Raw genomic sequence first — 18,643 nt, 5'->3', positions numbered from 1 at the left:
GTTACCGGGCTGCGGCCGGGCGCGTATCCTGCGCCCGCGTCAGCTCATCCACCCGTGCGGTATGCGTCAGCCCGCGGCGCATCGCCCAGATGTTGGTCTGGATGTGCAGCGGGATGACGGCCACGTCCTCGGCGGCGATGCGCTGCGCGCGGATCAGCAGCTGTTCGCGCTTCGGCTCGTCCAGCTCCACCAGCGCCTCCGTCAGCAGGCGGTCGACCTCGGCGTTGGAATAGCGGCCGCGGTTCGACGCGCCCCAGCCGCGCTCGCGCGAGACGGTGCCGATGATGTTGCGCAGCGGGTGGCTGCCATCCGGGTTGGAGCCCCAGCCGATCAGGAAGGAGGAGAATTCCTGCCGCCCGGCGCGGCCGACGAAGGTGGACCAGGTCTGCGCCTCCACCGCGGTGCGGACGCCGATGCGGGTCCACATCTGGCCGACCGCCTGGATGATGCGGCTGTCGTTGATGTAGCGGTCGTTCGGGCCGGACAGCGTGATGCGGAAGCCGTTCGGATAGCCGGCCTCGGCCAGCAGGCGGCGGGCGGCGTCGGCGTCGTAGGCCGGGGCCTGCACGTCCGGCACATGGCTGAAGGTGCCCGGCGGCAGGAACTGGCCGGACGGCGTCGCCGCCCCCTCCATCACACGCTCCGCGATCGCCTTGCGGTCGATCGCCATGGACAGCGCGCGGCGCACCCGCACATCGGCCAGCGGATTGCGGCCGAGCGGCTGGCCGTTGTTGTCGGTGATCTGCGGCGAATTCTCGTTCGCCCCGCGCAGATGGTCGAGCCCGAGGAAGATCAGCCGCAGCCCGACGGTCTCCGCCACGTTCATGTTCGGGTCGCGGCGCAGCCGGGCGAGGTCGCTGGTCGGCACCTGGTCGATGATGTCGAGGTCGCCCGACAGCAGCGATGCCGTGCGCGTCGCGTCGTTGGTGACCATGCGGTAGTTCACACGCTCGAAGGCCGGCTTGTCGCCCCAGTAGTCATCGTTGCGCGCGAACTCGATGCGGTCGCCGTTGCGATGGGCGACGACGCGCCACGGACCGGTGCCGATCGCGGCGCGGCCGTTGTTGAAATCCTCGGTCGTCGCATCCGCATGCGTCTCCGAATCCAGGATGCGGACATTGGTCATGTCCAGCGGCAGCAGCGGATAGGGCGCGCGCGTGTGGAAGCGGATCGTCAGCGGGTCGACGATCTCCATCCGCTCGATCGGCCGCGCATAGGCGGCGTAGGAGGACGGGCTGTTCGGCACGTTCGGCAGGCGGTTGATGGTGAAGACCACGTCTTCCGCCGTGAAGGCGTTGCCGTTGTGGAACTTCACGTCCGGCCGCAGCTTGAATTCCCAGGTGGTCGGGCCCGTCGCGGACCAGGACAGCGCAAGGCCCGGAATGTTGCGCGCCGCCGCATCCGTGCTGACCAGCTTGTCGAAGATCATGTCGCTGACGGCATTGTTCGGCGACAGCTGGTGGTAGTGTGGGTCGAGCGACGTGACGGGCGAGCCGACGCCCATGTTCAAGGTCTGGGCGTGGACCGATGCGAGGTGGACCGGTGCCAGGCCCAGGACCAAGGCCGACACGGCCACCGTGGTGGCATTCCGGATGCTGTTGCGCATCACGCTCTCCTCATTCGAAGCTTCCCCGAAGCGGCACCTGTAGCAGCATGGCAGCCATGCGGCTAGGCTGCCGCATTCCTGCCACTGCCGAGAGTATCCGCATAATGACACCATCCCGCCCCCGCCTCGGGCGCGCCCTGCTGGCCGCAAGCTTGCTGCTGGGCGCCGCCCCGGTCCTGGCGCAACCCAACCTGACCATTGGCATCGGCGGATCGCCGACTTCGCTCGACCCGCATTTCTACAACGCCTCGCCCAACATCAGCCTGACCATGCATATCTTCGACCGCCTGGTGGAACAGGATGCGACGGCGCGCATCCAGCCGGCGCTGGCCGAAAGCTGGCGCGCGGTGTCCGAGACCACCTGGGAGTTCAAGCTGCGCGCCGGCGTGAAGTGGCATGACGGGCGGGACTTCACCGCCGAAGACGTCGCCTTCACCATCGGCCGCGCGCCCAACGTGCCGAACAGCCCGGGCGGCTTCGGCGGCTTCGTCCGCGCCATCAGCCGCGTCGAGGTGGTGGACCCGCTGACCATCCGCTTCCACACCGCCCAGGCCCACCCGCTGCTGCCGACCGAACTGGCCTCGATCCAGATCATCTCCCGCCATGTCGGCGAGGGTGCGGCGACGGAGGACTACAATGCCGGCCGCGCCGCGATCGGCACCGGGCCCTACCGCCTGGTCTCCTACCGCCCCGGCGACCGCACCGAATTCGCCCGCAACGAGGCCTACTGGAAGGGCGCCGAGCCCTGGGGCCGCGTCTCCTACCGCTTCGTCGCCAACGACGCGGCGCGCACCGCGGGCCTGCTGGCCGGTGACCTCGACGTGATCGACCAGGTGCCGTCCACCGACATCGCCCGGCTGCGGCGCGACCAGCGGCTGAACATCTCGGAGATCCAGGGCCTGCGCCTGATCTACCTGATGACCGACTTCTCCCGCACCGACACCGCGCCGGTGCTGGTCAGCGACAACGAAGGCCGCCCGCTGCCGCGCAACCCGATGCTCGATCCCCGCGTGCGCCGGGCGCTGTCCATCGCCATCGACCGGGAGGCGCTCGCCGAACGGGTGATGGAGGGCACGGCGAAGCCGACCGGCCAGTGGCTGCCGCCGGGGTCCTTCTCCTACAACCCGGCGGTGCAGACCCCGCGCGTGGACCCGGAGGGTGCCCGCCGCCTGCTCGCCGAGGCCGGCTTCCCGCAGGGCTTCCGGCTGACGCTGACGACGCCGAACGACCGCTACCCGAACGATGCCCGCACCGCGCAGGCGGTGGCGCAGATGTGGAGCCGGGTCGGCGTGCGGACGGCGGTGGAGGCGCTGCCCTGGACCAGCTATGCCGCGCGCAATTCCCGCCAGGAGTTCAACGCCCGCCTGGCCGGCTGGGGCAGCGTGACCGGGGAGGCCAGCTACATGCTGGTCAACATCTTCGGCACCTACAACCGCGAACGCCGCACCGGCGCCTCCAACAATTCCCGCTACTCGAACCCGGAGCTGGATGCGCTGACGGCGCGCGCCGCCGGCACGCTGGACGATGCGTCGCGCGAGAAGCTGCTGCAGGAGGCGGTGGCGATGGTGGACCGCGAGACGGCGATGATCCCGCTGTTCCAGCTGGTGAACTTCTGGGCGACCCGCCGCGGGATCTCCTACGAGCCGCGGATGGATGAGCGGACGGTGGCGATGGGGGCGCGGCCGGCCAATTGAAGGCGGGCGGGAGCCCCCTCACCCAACCCTCTCCCCGAGGGGGAGAGGGCTTTACTCCTCCTCGGCGTCGGCGACGGGCAGGATGGCGGTTTCCTTGGGCGAGGCCAGCGCCAGGATCGTCTCGGTGCGCGCGACGCCGGGCTGGCCGCGCACGGCCTCGGAGACGAAGGTCTCCAGCGCCGCGATATCGGCCAGCCGCAGCTTCAGCAGGTAGCACCAGGCGCCGGTGACGGTGTGGCATTCCAGCACCGCCTCATGGTCCTTCATCGCCGCCATGAAGTTGGCATCGCCCTGCCCGGGATGCATGGCGACGAAGACGAAGGCGAGAAGCGGGCAGCCGGCCGCGACCGGATCGAGGTCGATCCGCCAGCCGCGGATCACCAGCCGTTCCTCCAGCCGCTTCACCCGCTCGGCGGTCGCGGAGACCGACAGGCCCGCGACCTTGGACAATTCCGCGAGTCCGGCCGCGCCGTTCTCCTGCAGCGCGACGACGAGGTTCCGGTCGATTTCATCCATGGGCGGAGATTAGCCCAGCCCGGACAAAAAAAGAAACGGCGGGCTCTCGCCCGCCGCATCTTTTCCGGCGATCCGCGCCGAGTGCCGTCAGATGTAGTGTTCGGCCAGCGGCCGGAAGCCGTTGAAGGCCTGGCTCGCATAGGTCGTCACATAGGCCCCGGTCGACAGAAGCTGCACCTGGTCGCCCGAATCCAGCGCCAGCGGCAGCCGGTAGTTGGACTTCTCGTACAGCGTATCCGTGCTGTCGCAGGTCGGGCCGGCGATGGTCACCGGGCCTTCCGCGGCGCCGTCATGCGGCGTGCGGAAGTCGTAGCGGATCGCCTCGCCCTCCGTCTCCGCCAGCCCGCCGAAGCGGCCGATATCCAGGTAGACCCAGCGCACCGGATCATCTTCCGACTTGCGCGACACCAGCACCACCTCGGACGACACCACGCCGGCATCGCCGACCATGAAGCGGCCCGGCTCGATCACCATCTCCGGCAGCGCGTTGCCGAAATGCTCCGTCATCGCGCCCATGATGGCATCGCCGAACTGGTCGATCTCCGGCACCTCGGCGCGGTAGCGCACCGGGTAGCCGCCGCCGAGGTTCACCATGCGCAGGTTGATCCCGGCATCGCGCAGATCGGTGAAGATCATCGCCACGCGCGCGATCGCCGCCTCGTAGGCGCCGGTCTGCGTCTGCTGGCTGCCGACGTGGAAGGAGATGCCGTAGGGGTCGAGGCCCCATTCGGCGGCCTTCAGCATCAACGCCTTCGCCATCTCCGGCTCGCAGCCGAATTTGCGCGAGAGCGGCCACTCGGCCCCTTTGTTCTCCACCAGGATGCGGCAGTAGACGCGCGCGCCCGGGGCGGATCGGGCGAGCTTCTTCAGCTCCGGCTCCGAGTCGAAGGCGAACATCGTCACGCCGGCGGCGAAGGCGGCCTTGATGGCGCTCTCCTTCTTCACCGTGTTGCCGAAGGAGATGTCGGCGGGCGCCGCGCCGGCCTCGAGGCAGGCCTGGATCTCCTCCCAGGACGCCGCATCGAAGGAGGAGCCGAGCGCGCTCAGCCGATCCAGGATCGGCGCGGCCGGGTTCGCCTTCACGGCGTAGTAGACGCGCGCCAGGGGCAGCGCGGACTTCATCCTGCTGTAGTTCTGCGCAACGCGGTCCACATCCAGCACCAGGCATGGCGTGGCGGGCGATTGGTCGCGTAGATACGAAGCGATTTTCGGGTTCATCGCGCCCGTACTCCCCTGGAATGGCGGAGACAGCCCCTGCGGGGGCGGCCCCTAGATTGACGAAACGGTCGAACGAACCAGCGACCAAAGAGAAACCGGCGGGGTTGAGCCCGCCGGGGTGCCAGAACGCTTGACGTCGTTGCGTTAACCTTGCGCCGCGGTGGCAACCCCGATCATTCGGGCTGCTCCGTGGGCCTGGGGCCTTCGGCACGTGCGTACTGCGTCTGCGGCGCATATAGGCGCGATGCCGCGAGGGGGAAAGCGGTTTTCACCAAGCCGGCCGTTTTTTTTCCGCGAAACGCCGTGAAGCGCCGGAAAGCCCCCCTGCCCGCCCCGGGGGGCGCCCGTGATGCCTCCTGAAAAGGCGACCGGTTCCAAGCGAATCCGCCTGAACCGGCCGCATCACCTTCAGCTGGCGATCAGCCCCCGGTTGGTGATGGTGATCTGGCTCGCGGCGCAGACATTGATGCGGCGCAGTTCGGAGGCCTGGCCGTTGTTCCAGACCACGCGGAAGTCGTAGGAGCCTTCATTGGCGGCCCGGTAGGTCACCTGCCGCCCCGGCGCCAGCACGGACCGCCCGAGCTGGTCATTGCCCCAGGCGCCCAGGCTCGAATGGCTGAAATACAGCCGCTCCACCGTGCGGCCGGACTGGTTGACCACGCGGAAGGCGGTGTTGCAGGCCGGCCGGGTCACCACGGCGCGCTGCTGGATCTGGCCCTGCGGCTGGACATAGACGGCCTGCTGCGGCGCCTCGACGCAGGCTGAGAGCGCAACGGCCCCGAACAGGGACCACAACCGACGGCTGAACATGCTTTCCTCCCATGGCGAACCGTTCGCCACGGGAATAACGCTAAACTTAGTTCACGTCTGGGAACAAGCCTGCGTTCAGCGGATCAGCCCGGAGACCGGCGAGGACGGGTCCGCCGCCGCGCTGCGCGGCATGCGGCCGGCCAGGAAGGCGTCCCGCCCCGCCTCCACCGCCGCCTTCATGGCGCGGGCCATCCGCACCGGGTCCCCGGCATGGGCGATGGCCGAATTCAGCAGCACCGCGTCGCAACCGAGCTCCATCGCCAGCGCGGCGTCCGACGCCGTGCCGATGCCGGCATCGACCAGCACCGGCACCTTCGCCTGGGCGATGATCGCCTTGATCATGAAGGGGTTGGCGACGCCGAGGCCGGAGCCGATCGGTGCGCCGAGCGGCATGATGGCGACGCAGCCCATCTCCTCCAGCCGCTTCGCCGCCACCGGGTCGTCGGCGCAATAGACCATCACCTCGAAGCCATCGGCCAGCAGCGCCGCCGCGGCCTCGAAGGTCGCGGCCATGTCCGGATACAGGAAGGGCGGCGGGCCGAGCACCTCCAGCTTCACCAGGTTCCAGCCCCCCGCTTCCCGCGCCAGGCGCAAGGTGCGGACGGCATCCTGCGCGGTGAAGCAGCCGGCGGTGTTGGGCAGGTAGGTGTAGCGGTCGGGGGGGACGAAATCCTGCAGCATCGGCTGGCTGGCATCGGACAGGTTCACGCGGCGCACCGCCACCGTCACCATCTCCGCGCCCGAGGCCTCGATGGCGCGCTGCGTCTCCGGCAGGTCCTTGTAGCGGCCGGTGCCGACCACGAGGCGGGAGCGGAAGCGCCGGCCGGCGACGGTCCAGCCCTCGTCAGCCTGTGCCAATCCGTCCATCTCAGCCACCCCCGATGAAATGCACGATCTCCAGCCGGTCGCCCTCGGCCAGCCGTGTCGCGGCCCAGGCGGAGCGCGGCACGATCTCCAGGTTGCGCTCGACCGCGACCTTGGGCGCCGCGAGGCCGATGAGCGTCAGCAGCTCGGCCACGGAGGCGCCCTCCGGCACCTGCCGGGCCTCGCCGTTCACCTCGATGGAGATCGTCATGCGCGTCTCTGTCATGCCCGGAAGATGGCCGCCGCCCGGGCCGCGAACAAGACGCACCCGGCGCAGGGCTGGCATATGGAAGCCTGGCGGCCGGCTTGCCCCTGCCGTTCGGGCCGTGCTAGCCCGGCCCACCCTGAAAAACCCGGGATTCCCGTGACCCCGCCGCTGATCGTCGTCCTGAACGGCCCCAACCTGAACCTGCTCGGCACCCGCCAGCCGGAGATCTATGGCGCCGCGACGCTCGACGACGTGGAGGCACTGTGCGCCGAGACCGCGGACCAGCTCGACCTCGCCATCGACTTCCGGCAGACGAACGGCGAGGGCGAGCTGATCACCTGGGTGCAGGAATGCCGCGGCCGCGCCGCCGGCATCATCATCAATCCGGCCGGCTACAGCCACACCTCCATCGCCCTAATGGATGCGTTGAAGGCCGTCGACCTGCCGGTGATCGAGGTCCACATTTCCAACATCCACCGCCGCGAGGAATTTCGCCACTTGAGCTACGTCTCCAAGGCCGCCACCGGCGTCATCGCCGGGCTTGGCATCCAGGGCTATGCGCTGGCGCTCCAGGCGATGGCCGAGCTCGTGGCCGCAGAGGGAGAGCCCTGATGTCGGGCGTGCGATTCGACGCGGACGCGATCCGTGAACTCGCCAAGATCCTGCGCGAGACCGACCTCACCGAGATCGAGCTGGTCGAGAAGGACAGCCGCATCCGCGTGGCGCGCCAGGTGACGGTGCAGGCGGTGGCGCATGTGCCGGCCGCGGCCGCGCCGGCCGCCGTGGCGGCGCCGGTCGCCGCGGTGTCGGCGGCGGAGGCCGATGCGGCGCATCCGGGCCTGGTCACCTCCCCCATGGTCGGCGTCGCCTACCTCTCGCCCGAGCCGGGTGCCGCGGCCTTCGTCACGCTCGGCGCCAAGGTCGCGCAGGGCCAGACGCTGATGCTGATCGAGGCGATGAAGACCTTCAACCAGATCCGCGCCCCGCGCGCCGGGACCGTGACGCGCATCCTCGTCGATGGCGGGTCGCCGGTGGAATACGGCGAGCCGTTGATGATCATCGAGTGATGTTCAGGAAGGTTCTGATCGCGAACCGCGGCGAGATCGCGCTCCGCGTCCATCGTGCCTGCCAGGAGATGGGCATCCGCACCGTCGCGGTGCATTCCACCGCGGACAACACCGCGATGCATGTGCGGCTGGCCGATGAAAGCGTCTGCATCGGCCCGCCCTCGGCCCGCGACAGCTACCTGAACATGGCGGCGATCCTCTCGGCGGCCGCGATCACCGGGGCGGAGGCGATCCATCCCGGCTACGGCTTCCTGTCGGAGAATGCGAACTTCGCCGAGATGGTGGAGGCGCATGGCCTCGCCTTCATCGGCCCCTCGCCCGCGCATATCCGCATGATGGGCGACAAGATCGCCGCCAAGGACGCGATGCGCCGGCTCGGCGTGCCGTTGGTGCCGGGCTCCGAGGGCGCCGTGACGAGCTTCGAGGAAGCCCGCGCCGTCGCCGACCAGGTGAAGTACCCGGTGCTGATCAAGGCGGCCGCCGGTGGTGGCGGGCGCGGCATGAAGGTGGCGCGCAGCGAGGACGAGCTGGACGAGGCCTTCCGCGTCGCCCGCGCCGAATCCAAGGCCGCCTTCGGCGACGACAGCGTCTACCTCGAGAAGTACCTCGACCGGCCGCGCCACATCGAGTTGCAGGTGCTGGCCGACAACTACGGCAGCGTCGTGCATTTCGGCGAACGCGACTGTTCGCTGCAACGCCGCCACCAGAAGCTGGTGGAGGAAGCCGGCAGTCCGGTGCTGACGCATGACGAACGCATGGCGCTCGGCGCGCAGGTCACCGGCGGTCTGCGCCAGCTCGGCTACCGCAACGCCGGCACGCTGGAGTTCCTGTGGCAGGATGGCCAGTTCGCCTTCATCGAGATGAACACCCGCCTGCAGGTCGAGCATCCCGTCACCGAGATGGTCTGCAACGTCGACCTGGTGAAGGAACAGGTCCGCATCGCGGCCGGCGAACCGCTCGGCTATACGCAGGACGAGGTGCGCTTCTCCGGCCACGCGATCGAGTGCCGGATCACGGCCGAAGACCCCGAGACCTTCGCCCCCAGCCCCGGCCGGGTGGACATGTACCACGCGCCCGGCGGGCTCGGCGTGCGGGTCGATAGCGCGCTGTATTCCGGATATACCGTGCCGTCGCACTACGACAGCCTGGTGGCCAAGCTGGTGGTGCATGGCCAGACCCGGCCGGAAGCCATCGCCCGCCTGCGCCGCGCGCTGGCGGAAATGGTGGTCAGCGGCATCAAGACCACGCTGCCGCTGCACCAGCGCATCGTAGCCGACCCGCAATTCCAGGCCGGCGACTATACGATCCACTGGCTGGAGAAATTCGTCTCTCAACAATCTTGACAATGCCAACATAAACCTGACAGCCGCTGCGGCAACCTGCCCTCGCAGCGCCATCCAGGTTGGCGCATACTGGCGGGGTGAGCCGGCGCCAGTTTGAAATCACGCCTGACCTGATGCTCCGCGCCTATCGGGCGGGGTTGTTCCCCATGGCCGAGACGCGGCGCGGGGACCGGCTGTACTGGCTGGACCCGGAACAGCGCGGCGTGCTGCCGCTGGACCGCTTCCACCTGTCCCGCCGGCTGCGGCGCACGGTGCTGTCCGGCGGCTTCACCGTCACCACCAACCGCGACTTCCACGGCGTCATCGCCGCCTGCGCCGCCCCGGCCGAAGGGCGCGAGGACACCTGGATCAATCCCGAGATCGAGCGCCTGTTCGGCGCCCTGCACCGCATGGGCCATGCCCATTCGGTGGAGGCCTGGCTGCCCGGCGACGGCGGGCCGCAACTGGTCGGCGGGCTGTACGGCGTGGCGCTCGGCGGCGCCTTCTTCGGCGAGAGCATGTTCAGCCGCGCCCGCGACGCCTCCAAGGTGGCGCTGGTGCATCTGGCGGCGCGGCTCCGGCTGTTCGGCTTCACCCTGCTGGACGCGCAGTTCCAGACCGCCCACCTCGCGCAGTTCGGCTGCCACGAGGTGCCGCGCCAGTTCTACAAGCGCCTGCTGTCGGAGGCGGTGGAGGAACAGGCGCGCTGGGACGACGCGGTGGACGCGGATCAGGTTCGCGCCGAGATCCTGAAGCTGCGCGGCGACTGAACGGCACCTGCGCCCCGGCTATTGAGACCGGCATTCCAGGATGCGGATGTCGTAGACCGGGTGCTGCAGCATGTTCACGCCCGGCGCCTGGGCGAACATCCAGCCGCGGAAGGCGGGCGGCGCATCGGCCGCCGCGCGGCTGTCCGTGATCTCCATCCAGGCGGAGGCGTCCGCCACCTCGTCCGGCGGCCGGGCGAAGCAGGACCGCACGGTGATGGTCAGGCTGCCGAAGCGTTCCGGCTGGTTCAGCGTGGCGCGCAGCAGGGTGATGCGCGCCGTCACCTTGTCCAGCGCCTGCAATACTGCAACGCGCTGCGGCCGCCATTCCTGAGCCATGGCGGGCAGCGCGAGCAGGGTGAAGGCCAGTGCGAGGCGGATCATGCGCCGCGCTTCGGGCTGGGCAGGGCCGCGACCATCTCGGCAAAAATGCGCCGCATGGCGGCCTCGTCCACCCCCATCAGCACCGCATCCTCGAAGGCGTCGCGCAGCACCTGCGCGGCCTCACGGTGGTTTTCCGCCAGCACCTTCAGCTTCTCCCGGCAGGACAGCGGCGTGCCATCGGCGCCGGGCCAGCTTGCGGGCGGGTCCAGCGCCGTCATGGCTGGGTCGGCGCGGCCTCGCCGCCGCGCGCCGGCGCTTCCGTCATCGAGAAGATGAAGCGGCCGAGCAGGCTCTCCAGGCTGATCGCGGACTGGGTGATGGTGATCTCCCCGCCATCGGCCAGGATACGATCCGCCCCGCCCGGCACCAGCGAGACGAAGCGGCCGCCGAGCAAGCCCTCGCTGGCGATCTCGGCGGAGCTGTCGGCCGGCATGCGCAGCGATGCGTCGATCCGCATGGTCAGCACCGCGAGGAAGGTGGTCGGGTCGATGCGCTGGTCCACCACGCTGCCGACCTTGACCCCGGCGACCCGCACATCGGCACCCGGTGCCAGGCCGTCGATCCGCTCGAACTTCGCACTCAGCGTCAGGCCGGGCCCGGAGAAGCCGCCGCGGCCGCTGTTGGTGACGGCGTAGGCGAGGAAGCTGCCGGTCACCAGCAGCACCAGGGCGCCGGCCAGGACTTCCGTGAGGGAACGGCCCTTCATGGGGTCCACGCCTCGTAGTCGCCGGTCGTCACCTGGCGGCGGCCGCCGGAATAGTCATGGCCAGCGGGGTGCCAGGCCTGGGCGGTGCCGGTCGGGTTCGGGCGGTGTTCCACCATCCAGGGATGGCGCTTCGCCTCGTCCAGCGGCAGGGCGGAGGTGTGGTGCAGCCAGGCGTGCCATTCCGGCGGCACGCTAGTCGCCTCCGGCGTGCCGGCATACAGCACCCAGCGGCGCTTGCGGCCATAGCCCAGGTAATCCTTGCGGGATTCGTAGTAGGCATTGCCGAAGCGGTCGGTGCCGATCTTGCGGCCGGACAGGGTGGCGGTCAGGCGCAGCATCAGCGACATATGCGGTCCTCGGGCTCCGTGCATCCGCGGTCGGGCAGATGCGGAGGCACGCAGTTTCGCACAACCCCCGGCCCGGCGCAAAATCGGCGCTTGTCCACAGGATGTTGCGCGAACGGGCGGTTCGACCCACCAGATACGGCTTCCGCCGGGCGCCGGGGGGCTCTAGGCTGATCCCATGACATCACTCGCCGGAACGCTGTGGGATCGGGTCGGGCTGTGGCGGGTGCGCGCCGCGCCGGACCCCGACGCCGCCCCCCGCCCGATCGCCCTGCCGCTCGACTGGGACGAGGCGGCGGCGGAGGCCATCGCCGCGCTGGCACCGGGCAGCGGCCCGGTGGTGTTTCCGAAGCTGGCGGAGGCCTGGATCGGCCGGCTGGCGCTGCGGGGGCGGGAGCTTGGCGTGCTCGCCGATGCCGCGGCGCAGGACCGCTTCGCCGCCGCCCTGCGCGCCCTGCTGCTGTCCCGCCGCGGCGCCCCCGGCGTCGCCATCTGGCGCGGCGAGGCGCGTGGCCCGGCCCGCTTCGTGCTGAACCTGCCGGCCTTCCTGGATGCGGAGGGCGGCTTCGATGCGGCCGGCTACGTCGCGGCCGTCGGCGTGGCGGTGCGGGCGCTCGATATCTGGACGGGGGCCAAGGCGCCGCGGCTGGGCGTCGGCTTCTGCGACCTGGCCGGGCTCTTCGCAGGCCTTGGCCTGCGCTACGGCTCGGCCGAGGCGCGTGCCGTCGGCGCCGCCATCGCGGCCTTGACGCGCGGCGCGGCGGAAGCCGAATCCGGCCGCATCGCGGAGCTTCTGGGGGCGAAGGAGCCGGTGGCGCTGTTCGCGCCGCCGCCGCCCGGCGCCACGGTCGTGCCGGGCCTGGCCGAGGCGGCGCGGGCCGCGCTGGATGCGGCGGCCGGCAGCCCCGGGTTGCGCCACCAGGTCCTGGTCGCGCTCGCCGCCCCGGATGCCGTGGAGGCGATGCTGGGGGCCGAGACCGGCGGGCTCGCCCCTGCCCCCGGCGCCACGCGGCTCTCGCTGGATCGCGGCGGCTGGGTGGCCGAGGTGCCCACCCGCAACGCGCTGCGCATCGGCCGCGCCGCGGCGGAGACTCTGCTGGCCCCGGTGCCGGATGCCGACTGGGCCGCGATGGCCCGCGCCGCCTCCCCCTGGCTGCACGTGGCGCCGCCGATGCCGGTGGCCGAGGCTGCTCCGGCCCGCGCCGCGCCGCCCTTGCTGGAACCGGCGCGCGCGCTGCGCCCATCCGGTGCCGTCTGGCGCGTCTCGGTCGGCGGCCACAAGGTGGTGCTGCGGACGGCGGAGGATGCCGAGGGCCGGCTGGCCGAGGTCACCGTCGCGCTGAGCAAGGAATCCGCCGCCTATCGCAGCCTGATGGACGCGATGCTGCAGGCGGTTTCCATCGGGCTCGCCGGCGGCGTGAAGCTGGACGCCTACATCGAGGCCTATGCCTATACCCGCTTCGGCCCTGCCGGCCTGGTGGAGGGCGACCCGGCGATCCGCCGCGCCACCAGCGTGCTGGACTGGGCGTTCCGGCGGCTGGCGCTGGATTATCTCGGCCGGCGCGACCTGTCCGACCCCTCCGAGGCGGATTGCGCGCCGGATGCGACGGGCCACGCCGCGGAACAACTGCCGCTGCTGCCGATGGACCTGCCCGCCGCCCCGGCGCCGCGCGCCCGGCGGCGGCAACTCAAGCTGGTGGGATAGGGAACGGGCATGTCGGTCGAGGCTACTCTCCAGAAACTGGGCATCACCCTGCCGCAGCCGGCGGCCCCGGTGGCGAACTACATCGGCTTCAACCAGGTGGGCAGCCTGCTGGTGGTCTCCGGGCAGATCCCGTTCAAGGACGGCAAGGTGGCCTTCACCGGGAAGGTCGGCCAGGGCGTGACGCTGGAACAGGGGCAGGAGGCGGCGCGGCTCTGCTTCATCAACCTGGTGGCACAGGTGAAGGCGGCGGTGGGTGACCTGGACCGGGTGAAGCGGGTGGTGCGCCTCGGTGGCTTCATTGCCGCGGGGCCGGATTTCACCCAGCACGCGGTGGTGATGAACGGCGCCTCCGACCTCGCGGTGGCGGTGTTCGGGGAGGCCGGGCGGCATGCGCGGACCACGATCGGCGTGCCCTCCCTGCCCGCGGATGCGGCCGTGGAAGTCGAAGGCATGTTCGAGATTGGCTGACCGGTTGCGGCGGCCGCCGCGCGCCCAACCTGTCCTGCCATGCCCGACGACCAGCCTGAACTGAGCCTCGCGCTCCACCGCTCCATCGCCGAGATCCCGGCGCTGGAGTGGGATGCCTGCGCCGGCGACCAGAACCCCTTCGTCAGCCACGCCTTCCTGCTGGCGCTGGAGGAATCCGGCAGCACCGGCGGGCGCAGCGGCTGGCTGCCGCAGCATGCGGCGCTGCGGGACGGGGCCGGGCGCCTGCTGGCCTGCGCGCCCTGCTACGCCAAGGCGCATTCCCAGGGCGAATACGTGTTCGATTTCGCCTGGGCGGATGCCTATGAGCGGGCGGGCGGCCGCTACTACCCCAAGCTCCAGGTCGCCTCCCCGTTCAGCCCGGTGCCGGGGCCGCGGCTGCTGGTGCGGCCCGATGCGGGCATCGGTGCGGGAGCGCTGGCGCAGGGTCTGGTGCAGGCCTGCGGGCAGCTCGATCTGTCCTCCGTCCACTGCACCTTCTGCACGCCGGAGGAATGGGAGACGCTCGGCGCAGCCGGCTGGCTGCAACGCATCGGCACGCAGTTCCACTGGACCAACCCGGGCTATGCGAGCTTCGACGACTTCCTGGCCGCGCTGTCCAGCCGCAAGCGCAAGCAGATCAAGCGCGAGCGGCGCGATGCCGAAGCCTCCGGCTTCGTGCTGAAGACGCTGCGCGGGCACGAGATCACCCGGCGCCACTGGGACGCCTTCCACCAATTCTACCTGGCCACCACCGACAAGCGCTGGGGCCGCAGCGCCTACCTCAAGAAGGCGTTCTGGCCACTGCTCGGCGAGAGGCTCGGCGACAAGGTGGTGCTGATGGTGGCCGAGCAGGATGGCGAACCGGTGGCCGGCGCGCTGAACTTGCTGGGGTCGGAGGCGCTGTACGGCCGCAACTGGGGCTGCATCGTGGATGCGCCCTTCCTGCATTTCGAGCTGTGCTACTACCGCGCCATCGACTTCGCGATCGAGCACAGGCTGCCCCGCGTCGAGGCCGGCGCGCAGGGCGAGCACAAGATCCAGCGCGGCTACCTGCCGGTGCCGACCTACTCCGCACACTGGATCCAGCACCCGGGCCTGCGCCGCGCCATCGCGGACTTCCTGGACCGGGAGCGCCCGGCGATGCTGGCGGAGATGGAGGCCCTGGGCCAGATGTCGCCGTTCAGGCGCGACGGCGAAGCCTGACGATGTGCTGACCGCCTACGCGCAACTCGCCGCCTCCATGGCGCTGGTCGGCGCCAATGTCGGCGTCGCGAAGCTGCTGGCGGCCTCCCTGCCCATTCCGATGATCGCCGGGCTGCGCTGCGCGCTGGCCGTCGCCGTGCTGTGGCCGCTGGCGCGCGCGATGGATGGGCGCGTGCGGGTGGATGGCCGCAGCCTGTGGAACCTGGCGTTGCAGGCGGCCTTCGGCACGGTGATCTACAATGCCGGCCTGCTCGCGGGCCTGCGGCTGACCACGGCGCTGGAGGCCGGGCTGGTACTGGCGACGCTGCCGGCCGTGGTCGCCATCGGCAGCGCGGTGTGGCTGCGGGAGACGCTGCCGCCGCGCCAATGGGCCGCGGTCGCGCTCGCCGCCTTCGGCATGGGCGCCATCACGGTGGCCCGCGTCGGGGCCGAGGGGCATGGGTCGCTGCTCGGCAACCTGCTGGTATTCGGCGGCGTCTGCGGCGAGGCGATGTATGTGCTGCTCGCCAAGCGCATCGCCGGGCGCGTGCCGGTGGTGACCGCCAGCCTGTGGATGCAGGGCTTCTCCGTGCTGATGCTGCTGCCCTTCTGCCTGCCGGTGCTCGGCAGCGTCGCGGCACTGGCGGACCCGGCGGTGGCCGGCCTGCTGGTGTTCCACAGCCTGACCACCAGCGTGCTGTGCCTGCTGCTGTGGTACGCCGGCATGAAGCGCGCCCCGGCCGGGATCGCCGGGATCTTCACGGCGTTCCTGCCGGCGACGGCGGCCGTGGTGGCGGTGGCGTTCCTGGGCGAGACCTTCACCGCCGCGCATGCGGCCGGCTTCTGCCTGCTGACCGGCAGCATGCTGCTGGCCACCTGGCCATCCCGGAAGCGCAACGTGTAGGCTCGCGCGGATGCGCGCCTGGCTGTCCTGCACGGGGTTCGAACTGCTGGCCCGCGATCCCGCGGATATCGTCGGCCGTCTTGCCGCCGCGCAGCAGGCGCACGGCTATCCCGGCTCGCCGGACCAGGATTTCGCCTGGCGCGGCCAGGTGGCGGCGCTGCGGCAGGCGGTCGCCGAAGCCGACGGCGCGGCCTGGACGCTGGCGCTGGAATACGACCTGCTGCGGCTGGAAAAGCGCGTCGACGCGGTGCTGCTGACCGACCGCGCCATCCTGGCGCTGGAGTTCAAGACGGCCGCCGCCACCCCCGCCGCGCTGGCGGAGGCCGAGGATTACGCGCTGGACCTGCGCGACTTCCACGCCGGCAGCCGCCGCCACCCGATCCTGCCCGTGCTGGTCGCCGGCGAGGGCGGGTTCCGCCCGCCGCCTCAGCCGCCGCTGTTCTGGGACGGCGTGCTGCAACCGCTGGCCTGCGGTGCGGCCGGCCTTGGCGACCTGCTGGCCTGGGTGCAGTCCACCGCCCCCCTGGGCGGCGCGTTGGATGGCGCGGCCTGGCTCGCCGCGCCCTACCGCCCGGTGCCGACGATCGTGGAGGCGGCGACGCTGCTCTACGCCCGCAACGGCGTCGCCGAGATCGCCAGCGCCCGCGCCGACGCCGCCAACCTGACACGGACGGCCGCCGCGATCAGCCGCGCGGTCGCCCTGGCGCGGCAGGAGAAGGCGAAGACGGTGGTGTTCGTCACCGGCATTCCGGGCGCGGGCAAGACCCTCTGCGGCCTCAACGCCATCTTCGGCGCCGCGAAGCAGGATGGCGCCGCCTTCCTCACCGGCAACGCGCCGCTGATCGCCGTGCTGCGTGCCGCCCTGGTGCGGGATGCCGTGCTGCGCGGCGAATGCGGGCGGGCGGAGGCCGAACGTCGCGTCAAGGCCGCGCTGCAGAACGTGCACCGGTTCCTCGAGGACAACGCCGGGGCCGCCGCCGCGCCGCCCGAGCGCATGATCGTCTTCGACGAGGCGCAGCGCGCCTGGGATGCGGCCAAGGCGCGCCTCGGCACCCGCAACCGCCCCTCTCGCCTCAGCCTGAGCGAGCCCGGGCATACGCTGGACATCATGGGCCGGCACGAGGGCTGGGCCGTGGTGGTCGCGCTGATCGGCCAGGGACAGGAGATCAACACCGGCGAGGCCGGCCTCGCCGAATGGGGCCGGGTCATCGAGTCCGATTCGCGCTGGCGCGCCGTCGCCGCGCCGCGCGGGCAGCAGGGGCTGGACGTGCCCGGCGCCGGCTGGCTGGCGCTGGACTCGGCCCTGGACCTGGTGACGCCGATCCGCAGCATCCGCGAAACCGCCGGCGCCGCCTGGGTGGATGCGGTGCTGCGCGGGGCGGTGGCGGAGGCGCGGGCTCTCGCTGCCGGCTGCACCCTGCCCTTCCTGGTGACCCGTGACCTGGCGGCGATGCGCGCCGCGCTGCGCGGCCTGGCGCGCGGGCAGCGCCGCGCCGGGCTGCTGGCCTCGGCGGGTGCAAAGCGGCTGCGGGCGGAGGGGCTCGGCGTGCAGCTGGAGGATGTGGCGGACTGGTTCCTGCGCCGCTGGCCCGACGTGCGCGGCTCCGACGCGCTGGAGACCATCGCCACGGAATATGACTGCCAGGGGCTGGAACTGGATGTCGCCGGCCTCGCCTGGGGCGGCGACTTCATCCGTCGCGGCGGTGCCTGGCAGGCGCGCAGCTTCGTGGGCGCGGCCTGGCAGCGGGCTGGGAAGGACGCGACCTTCATCCGCAACACCTACCGCGTGCTGCTGACCCGCGCCCGCTACGAGACCGTCATCTGGGTACCGCGCGGCAGCCCGCGCGCCGACCCGTTCCACGACCCGACGCGCGACGCGGCGGAGATGGACGCCGTCGCCGAATTTCTACTGCTATGCGGTGCTCGCACGCTGGAAGTTTCGACCCCGCCGCGGCAGGACACCGCGCCCGCCCTGCTGCTATAGCCGCGCCATGCGCCGTATCCTGTTCGCCCTGCTGGTCCTGTTCGCCGCCCCTTCCCAGGCGGCGGAGCTCAAGCTCGCCACCTGGAACATCGCCTGGCTGACCCTGAAGCCGGAGGGCCACCCCGCCCTGCCGCGCAACATCGCGGCTCGCGAGCCCGCCGATTTCCGGCTGCTGCGCGACTACGCCCGCCGCCTCGCCGCCGATGTGGTGGCGTTGCAGGAGATCGACGGCGCGGAGGCCGCCGCCCGCGTCTTCGACCCGGCCGACTGGACCATCCACCTGACCGACGAGGCGGACGTCCAGCGCCCCGGCTTCGCCATCCGCCGCACCCTGCGCGCCACGCCGATGCCCGATTTGCGCGGCCTCGACCTGTTTCCGCGTGCCCGCTACAGCCTGCGCCGCGGCGCCGATATCCTGGTGGAGGCCCCCGCCACGGAGGGAAGCGGTGGCGCCCGCCTGCGGCTGCTGTCCGTGCATCTCGACGCCGGCTGCCGGGAGGACCGCTTCGGCCCCTCCGCCCCGCGGGACTGCGACAACCTGGCGCGCCAGGGCCGCATCATCGCCGAATGGGCGGCGGCGCGGGAGCGGGAGGGCGTGGCCTTCGCCATCCTCGGCGACTTCAACCGTCGCATCCGGCCCGGCGATGATTTCGGCACCATCCTGGACGACGCAGCACCCATGATCCGCGCGACGGAGGGGCTGTCCTCCCCCTGCTGGGCCGATGCGCGCGGCGGGCGGCCCTTCGTCAGCCATCTCTGGCTCGGCGGGCCGGCGCGGGAGTGGCTGGTGCCGCGCAGCCTGGCCGTGATGGCCTATGCCGAGCGCGGCAACCGCTACCGGCAGACCCTGTCCGACCACTGCCCCGTCAGCGTCCGCCTCCGGCTGCCCTGATT

General features: G+C 71.2%; 21 protein-coding genes. 11 read left to right on the top strand and 10 right to left on the bottom strand.

The window, feature by feature from the left end; genetic code table 11:
* Window position 1: 1 nt before the first annotated feature.
* On the bottom strand, window positions 2-1,606 hold the full coding sequence (locus ACFHPP_RS01255) for an ABC transporter substrate-binding protein (protein WP_437161445.1): 1,605 nt from the start codon (window positions 1,604-1,606) through the stop codon (window positions 2-4).
* 104 nt (window positions 1,607-1,710) lie between these two features.
* Between ACFHPP_RS01255 and ACFHPP_RS01250 the strand changes: the two genes are divergently transcribed.
* Window positions 1,711-3,300: an ABC transporter substrate-binding protein gene (locus ACFHPP_RS01250; protein ID WP_437161444.1), complete on the top strand. Its 1,590-nt coding sequence runs from the start codon at window positions 1,711-1,713 to the stop codon at window positions 3,298-3,300.
* A 51-nt stretch (window positions 3,301-3,351) separates the two neighbouring features.
* On the opposite strand, the gene ACFHPP_RS01245 is transcribed toward ACFHPP_RS01250, so the two are convergent.
* The 5 genes from ACFHPP_RS01245 to thiS all read right to left on the bottom strand — a co-directional run bounded on the left by ACFHPP_RS01245 (window position 3,352) and on the right by thiS (window position 6,919).
* The gene (locus tag ACFHPP_RS01245) at window positions 3,352-3,816 is read right to left on the bottom strand and encodes an Lrp/AsnC family transcriptional regulator (RefSeq protein WP_437161443.1); all 465 of its coding nucleotides are present in this window, start codon (window positions 3,814-3,816) and stop codon (window positions 3,352-3,354) included.
* An 87-nt stretch (window positions 3,817-3,903) separates the two neighbouring features.
* Window positions 3,904-5,034, bottom strand: a complete 1,131-nt coding sequence (locus ACFHPP_RS01240) for a type III PLP-dependent enzyme (protein ID WP_437161442.1) — start codon at window positions 5,032-5,034, stop codon at window positions 3,904-3,906.
* Window positions 5,035-5,442: 408 nt separating this feature from the next.
* Window positions 5,443-5,844: a hypothetical protein gene (locus ACFHPP_RS01235; protein WP_437161441.1), complete on the bottom strand. Its 402-nt coding sequence runs from the start codon at window positions 5,842-5,844 to the stop codon at window positions 5,443-5,445.
* A gap of 75 nt (window positions 5,845-5,919) precedes the next feature.
* Complete coding sequence (locus tag ACFHPP_RS01230; protein WP_437161440.1) at window positions 5,920-6,711, bottom strand: thiazole synthase; 792 nt, start codon at window positions 6,709-6,711, stop codon at window positions 5,920-5,922.
* 1 nt (window position 6,712) lies between these two features.
* Entirely contained in the window at window positions 6,713-6,919 is a 207-nt protein-coding gene (gene thiS / locus ACFHPP_RS01225) for a sulfur carrier protein ThiS (protein WP_437161439.1), read from the bottom strand.
* Between the two features lie 153 nt (window positions 6,920-7,072).
* On the opposite strand from thiS, the gene aroQ reads away from it, so the two are divergent.
* The 4 genes from aroQ (at window position 7,073) to aat (ending at window position 10,075) form a co-directional block, all read left to right on the top strand.
* Window positions 7,073-7,528: a type II 3-dehydroquinate dehydratase gene (aroQ, locus tag ACFHPP_RS01220; protein ID WP_437161684.1), complete on the top strand. Its 456-nt coding sequence runs from the start codon at window positions 7,073-7,075 to the stop codon at window positions 7,526-7,528.
* A complete protein-coding gene (gene accB / locus ACFHPP_RS01215) occupies window positions 7,528-7,983 on the top strand; it encodes an acetyl-CoA carboxylase biotin carboxyl carrier protein (protein ID WP_437161438.1) in 456 nt (151 codons plus the stop codon). The genes aroQ and accB overlap by 1 nt, the downstream gene beginning before the upstream one ends.
* Window positions 7,983-9,326 (top strand): acetyl-CoA carboxylase biotin carboxylase subunit, encoded by a 1,344-nt coding sequence (gene accC, locus ACFHPP_RS01210; protein WP_437161437.1) that lies wholly within the window; start codon window positions 7,983-7,985, stop codon window positions 9,324-9,326. Before accB ends, accC begins: the two co-directional genes overlap by 1 nt.
* A 113-nt stretch (window positions 9,327-9,439) precedes the next feature.
* Window positions 9,440-10,075, top strand: coding sequence for a leucyl/phenylalanyl-tRNA--protein transferase (aat, locus tag ACFHPP_RS01205; RefSeq protein WP_437161683.1), 636 nt, complete (start codon window positions 9,440-9,442; stop codon window positions 10,073-10,075).
* An 18-nt stretch (window positions 10,076-10,093) separates the two neighbouring features.
* On the opposite strand, the gene ACFHPP_RS01200 is transcribed toward aat, so the two are convergent.
* The 4 genes from ACFHPP_RS01200 to ACFHPP_RS01185 are packed head-to-tail and all read right to left on the bottom strand — an operon-like array spanning window position 10,094 to window position 11,500.
* Entirely contained in the window at window positions 10,094-10,456 is a 363-nt protein-coding gene (locus ACFHPP_RS01200; protein ID WP_437161436.1) for a DUF2155 domain-containing protein, read from the bottom strand.
* Window positions 10,453-10,674 (bottom strand): hypothetical protein, encoded by a 222-nt coding sequence (locus ACFHPP_RS01195; protein WP_437161435.1) that lies wholly within the window; start codon window positions 10,672-10,674, stop codon window positions 10,453-10,455. The genes ACFHPP_RS01200 and ACFHPP_RS01195 overlap by 4 nt, the downstream gene beginning before the upstream one ends.
* Window positions 10,671-11,162, bottom strand: a complete 492-nt coding sequence (mlaD, locus tag ACFHPP_RS01190; RefSeq protein ID WP_437161434.1) for an outer membrane lipid asymmetry maintenance protein MlaD — start codon at window positions 11,160-11,162, stop codon at window positions 10,671-10,673. Before mlaD ends, ACFHPP_RS01195 begins: the two co-directional genes overlap by 4 nt.
* Entirely contained in the window at window positions 11,159-11,500 is a 342-nt protein-coding gene (locus tag ACFHPP_RS01185; protein ID WP_437161433.1) for an NADH:ubiquinone oxidoreductase subunit NDUFA12, read from the bottom strand. The genes mlaD and ACFHPP_RS01185 overlap by 4 nt, the downstream gene beginning before the upstream one ends.
* Window positions 11,501-11,684: 184 nt before the next feature.
* Here ACFHPP_RS01185 and ACFHPP_RS01180 point away from each other — a divergent pair, with 184 nt between their 5' ends.
* From ACFHPP_RS01180 to ACFHPP_RS01155, 6 genes are read left to right on the top strand one after another with little or no spacing between them, the layout of a single operon-like run.
* On the top strand, window positions 11,685-13,211 hold the full coding sequence (locus ACFHPP_RS01180) for a TSCPD domain-containing protein (RefSeq protein WP_437161432.1): 1,527 nt from the start codon (window positions 11,685-11,687) through the stop codon (window positions 13,209-13,211).
* A 9-nt stretch (window positions 13,212-13,220) separates the two neighbouring features.
* Window positions 13,221-13,679 carry a RidA family protein gene (locus tag ACFHPP_RS01175; protein WP_437161431.1) on the top strand — a complete coding sequence of 153 codons (459 nt, stop codon included), beginning with the start codon at window positions 13,221-13,223 and terminating at the stop codon, window positions 13,677-13,679.
* A gap of 39 nt (window positions 13,680-13,718) precedes the next feature.
* Window positions 13,719-14,882 (top strand): GNAT family N-acetyltransferase, encoded by a 1,164-nt coding sequence (locus ACFHPP_RS01170; RefSeq protein ID WP_437161430.1) that lies wholly within the window; start codon window positions 13,719-13,721, stop codon window positions 14,880-14,882.
* Window positions 14,883-14,886: 4 nt separating this feature from the next.
* Window positions 14,887-15,765 carry a DMT family transporter gene (locus ACFHPP_RS01165; protein WP_437161429.1) on the top strand — a complete coding sequence of 293 codons (879 nt, stop codon included), beginning with the start codon at window positions 14,887-14,889 and terminating at the stop codon, window positions 15,763-15,765.
* A gap of 10 nt (window positions 15,766-15,775) precedes the next feature.
* Window positions 15,776-17,749: a DNA/RNA helicase domain-containing protein gene (locus ACFHPP_RS01160; RefSeq protein ID WP_437161428.1), complete on the top strand. Its 1,974-nt coding sequence runs from the start codon at window positions 15,776-15,778 to the stop codon at window positions 17,747-17,749.
* A 7-nt stretch (window positions 17,750-17,756) separates the two neighbouring features.
* Complete coding sequence (locus ACFHPP_RS01155; protein ID WP_437161427.1) at window positions 17,757-18,641, top strand: endonuclease/exonuclease/phosphatase family protein; 885 nt, start codon at window positions 17,757-17,759, stop codon at window positions 18,639-18,641.
* Window positions 18,642-18,643: the final 2 nt, after the last annotated feature.

The organism is Falsiroseomonas sp. E2-1-a20 (genome assembly GCF_051433195.1).
Classification (GTDB): Bacteria; Pseudomonadota; Alphaproteobacteria; order Acetobacterales; family Acetobacteraceae; genus Falsiroseomonas.
The sequence above is the reverse complement of the archived record's forward strand: the minus strand, read 5'-3'. Positions and strand labels throughout refer to the sequence as shown.

Bases quoted from the DNA above. Each gene is read 5' to 3' on its own strand.
- aat (WP_437161683.1), top strand. From the start codon at position 9,440: ATGCTCCGCGCCTATCGGGCGGGGTTGTTCCCCATGGCCGAGACGCGG.
- ACFHPP_RS01230 (WP_437161440.1), bottom strand. From the start codon at position 6,711: ATGGACGGATTGGCACAGGCTGACGAGGGCTGGACCGTCGCCGGCCGG.
- ACFHPP_RS01180 (WP_437161432.1), top strand. From the start codon at position 11,685: ATGACATCACTCGCCGGAACGCTGTGGGATCGGGTCGGGCTGTGGCGG.
- ACFHPP_RS01245 (WP_437161443.1), bottom strand. From the start codon at position 3,816: ATGGATGAAATCGACCGGAACCTCGTCGTCGCGCTGCAGGAGAACGGC.
- ACFHPP_RS01170 (WP_437161430.1), top strand. From the start codon at position 13,719: ATGCCCGACGACCAGCCTGAACTGAGCCTCGCGCTCCACCGCTCCATC.
- accB (WP_437161438.1), top strand. From the start codon at position 7,528: ATGTCGGGCGTGCGATTCGACGCGGACGCGATCCGTGAACTCGCCAAG.
- mlaD (WP_437161434.1), bottom strand. From the start codon at position 11,162: ATGAAGGGCCGTTCCCTCACGGAAGTCCTGGCCGGCGCCCTGGTGCTG.
- thiS (WP_437161439.1), bottom strand. From the start codon at position 6,919: ATGACGATCTCCATCGAGGTGAACGGCGAGGCCCGGCAGGTGCCGGAG.
- ACFHPP_RS01235 (WP_437161441.1), bottom strand. From the start codon at position 5,844: ATGTTCAGCCGTCGGTTGTGGTCCCTGTTCGGGGCCGTTGCGCTCTCA.
- ACFHPP_RS01250 (WP_437161444.1), top strand. From the start codon at position 1,711: ATGACACCATCCCGCCCCCGCCTCGGGCGCGCCCTGCTGGCCGCAAGC.
- ACFHPP_RS01195 (WP_437161435.1), bottom strand. From the start codon at position 10,674: ATGACGGCGCTGGACCCGCCCGCAAGCTGGCCCGGCGCCGATGGCACG.
- ACFHPP_RS01240 (WP_437161442.1), bottom strand. From the start codon at position 5,034: ATGAACCCGAAAATCGCTTCGTATCTACGCGACCAATCGCCCGCCACG.
- accC (WP_437161437.1), top strand. From the start codon at position 7,983: ATGTTCAGGAAGGTTCTGATCGCGAACCGCGGCGAGATCGCGCTCCGC.
- ACFHPP_RS01160 (WP_437161428.1), top strand. From the start codon at position 15,776: ATGCGCGCCTGGCTGTCCTGCACGGGGTTCGAACTGCTGGCCCGCGAT.
- ACFHPP_RS01185 (WP_437161433.1), bottom strand. From the start codon at position 11,500: ATGCTGCGCCTGACCGCCACCCTGTCCGGCCGCAAGATCGGCACCGAC.
- ACFHPP_RS01255 (WP_437161445.1), bottom strand. From the start codon at position 1,606: ATGCGCAACAGCATCCGGAATGCCACCACGGTGGCCGTGTCGGCCTTG.
- ACFHPP_RS01155 (WP_437161427.1), top strand. From the start codon at position 17,757: ATGCGCCGTATCCTGTTCGCCCTGCTGGTCCTGTTCGCCGCCCCTTCC.
- ACFHPP_RS01175 (WP_437161431.1), top strand. From the start codon at position 13,221: ATGTCGGTCGAGGCTACTCTCCAGAAACTGGGCATCACCCTGCCGCAG.
- ACFHPP_RS01200 (WP_437161436.1), bottom strand. From the start codon at position 10,456: ATGATCCGCCTCGCACTGGCCTTCACCCTGCTCGCGCTGCCCGCCATG.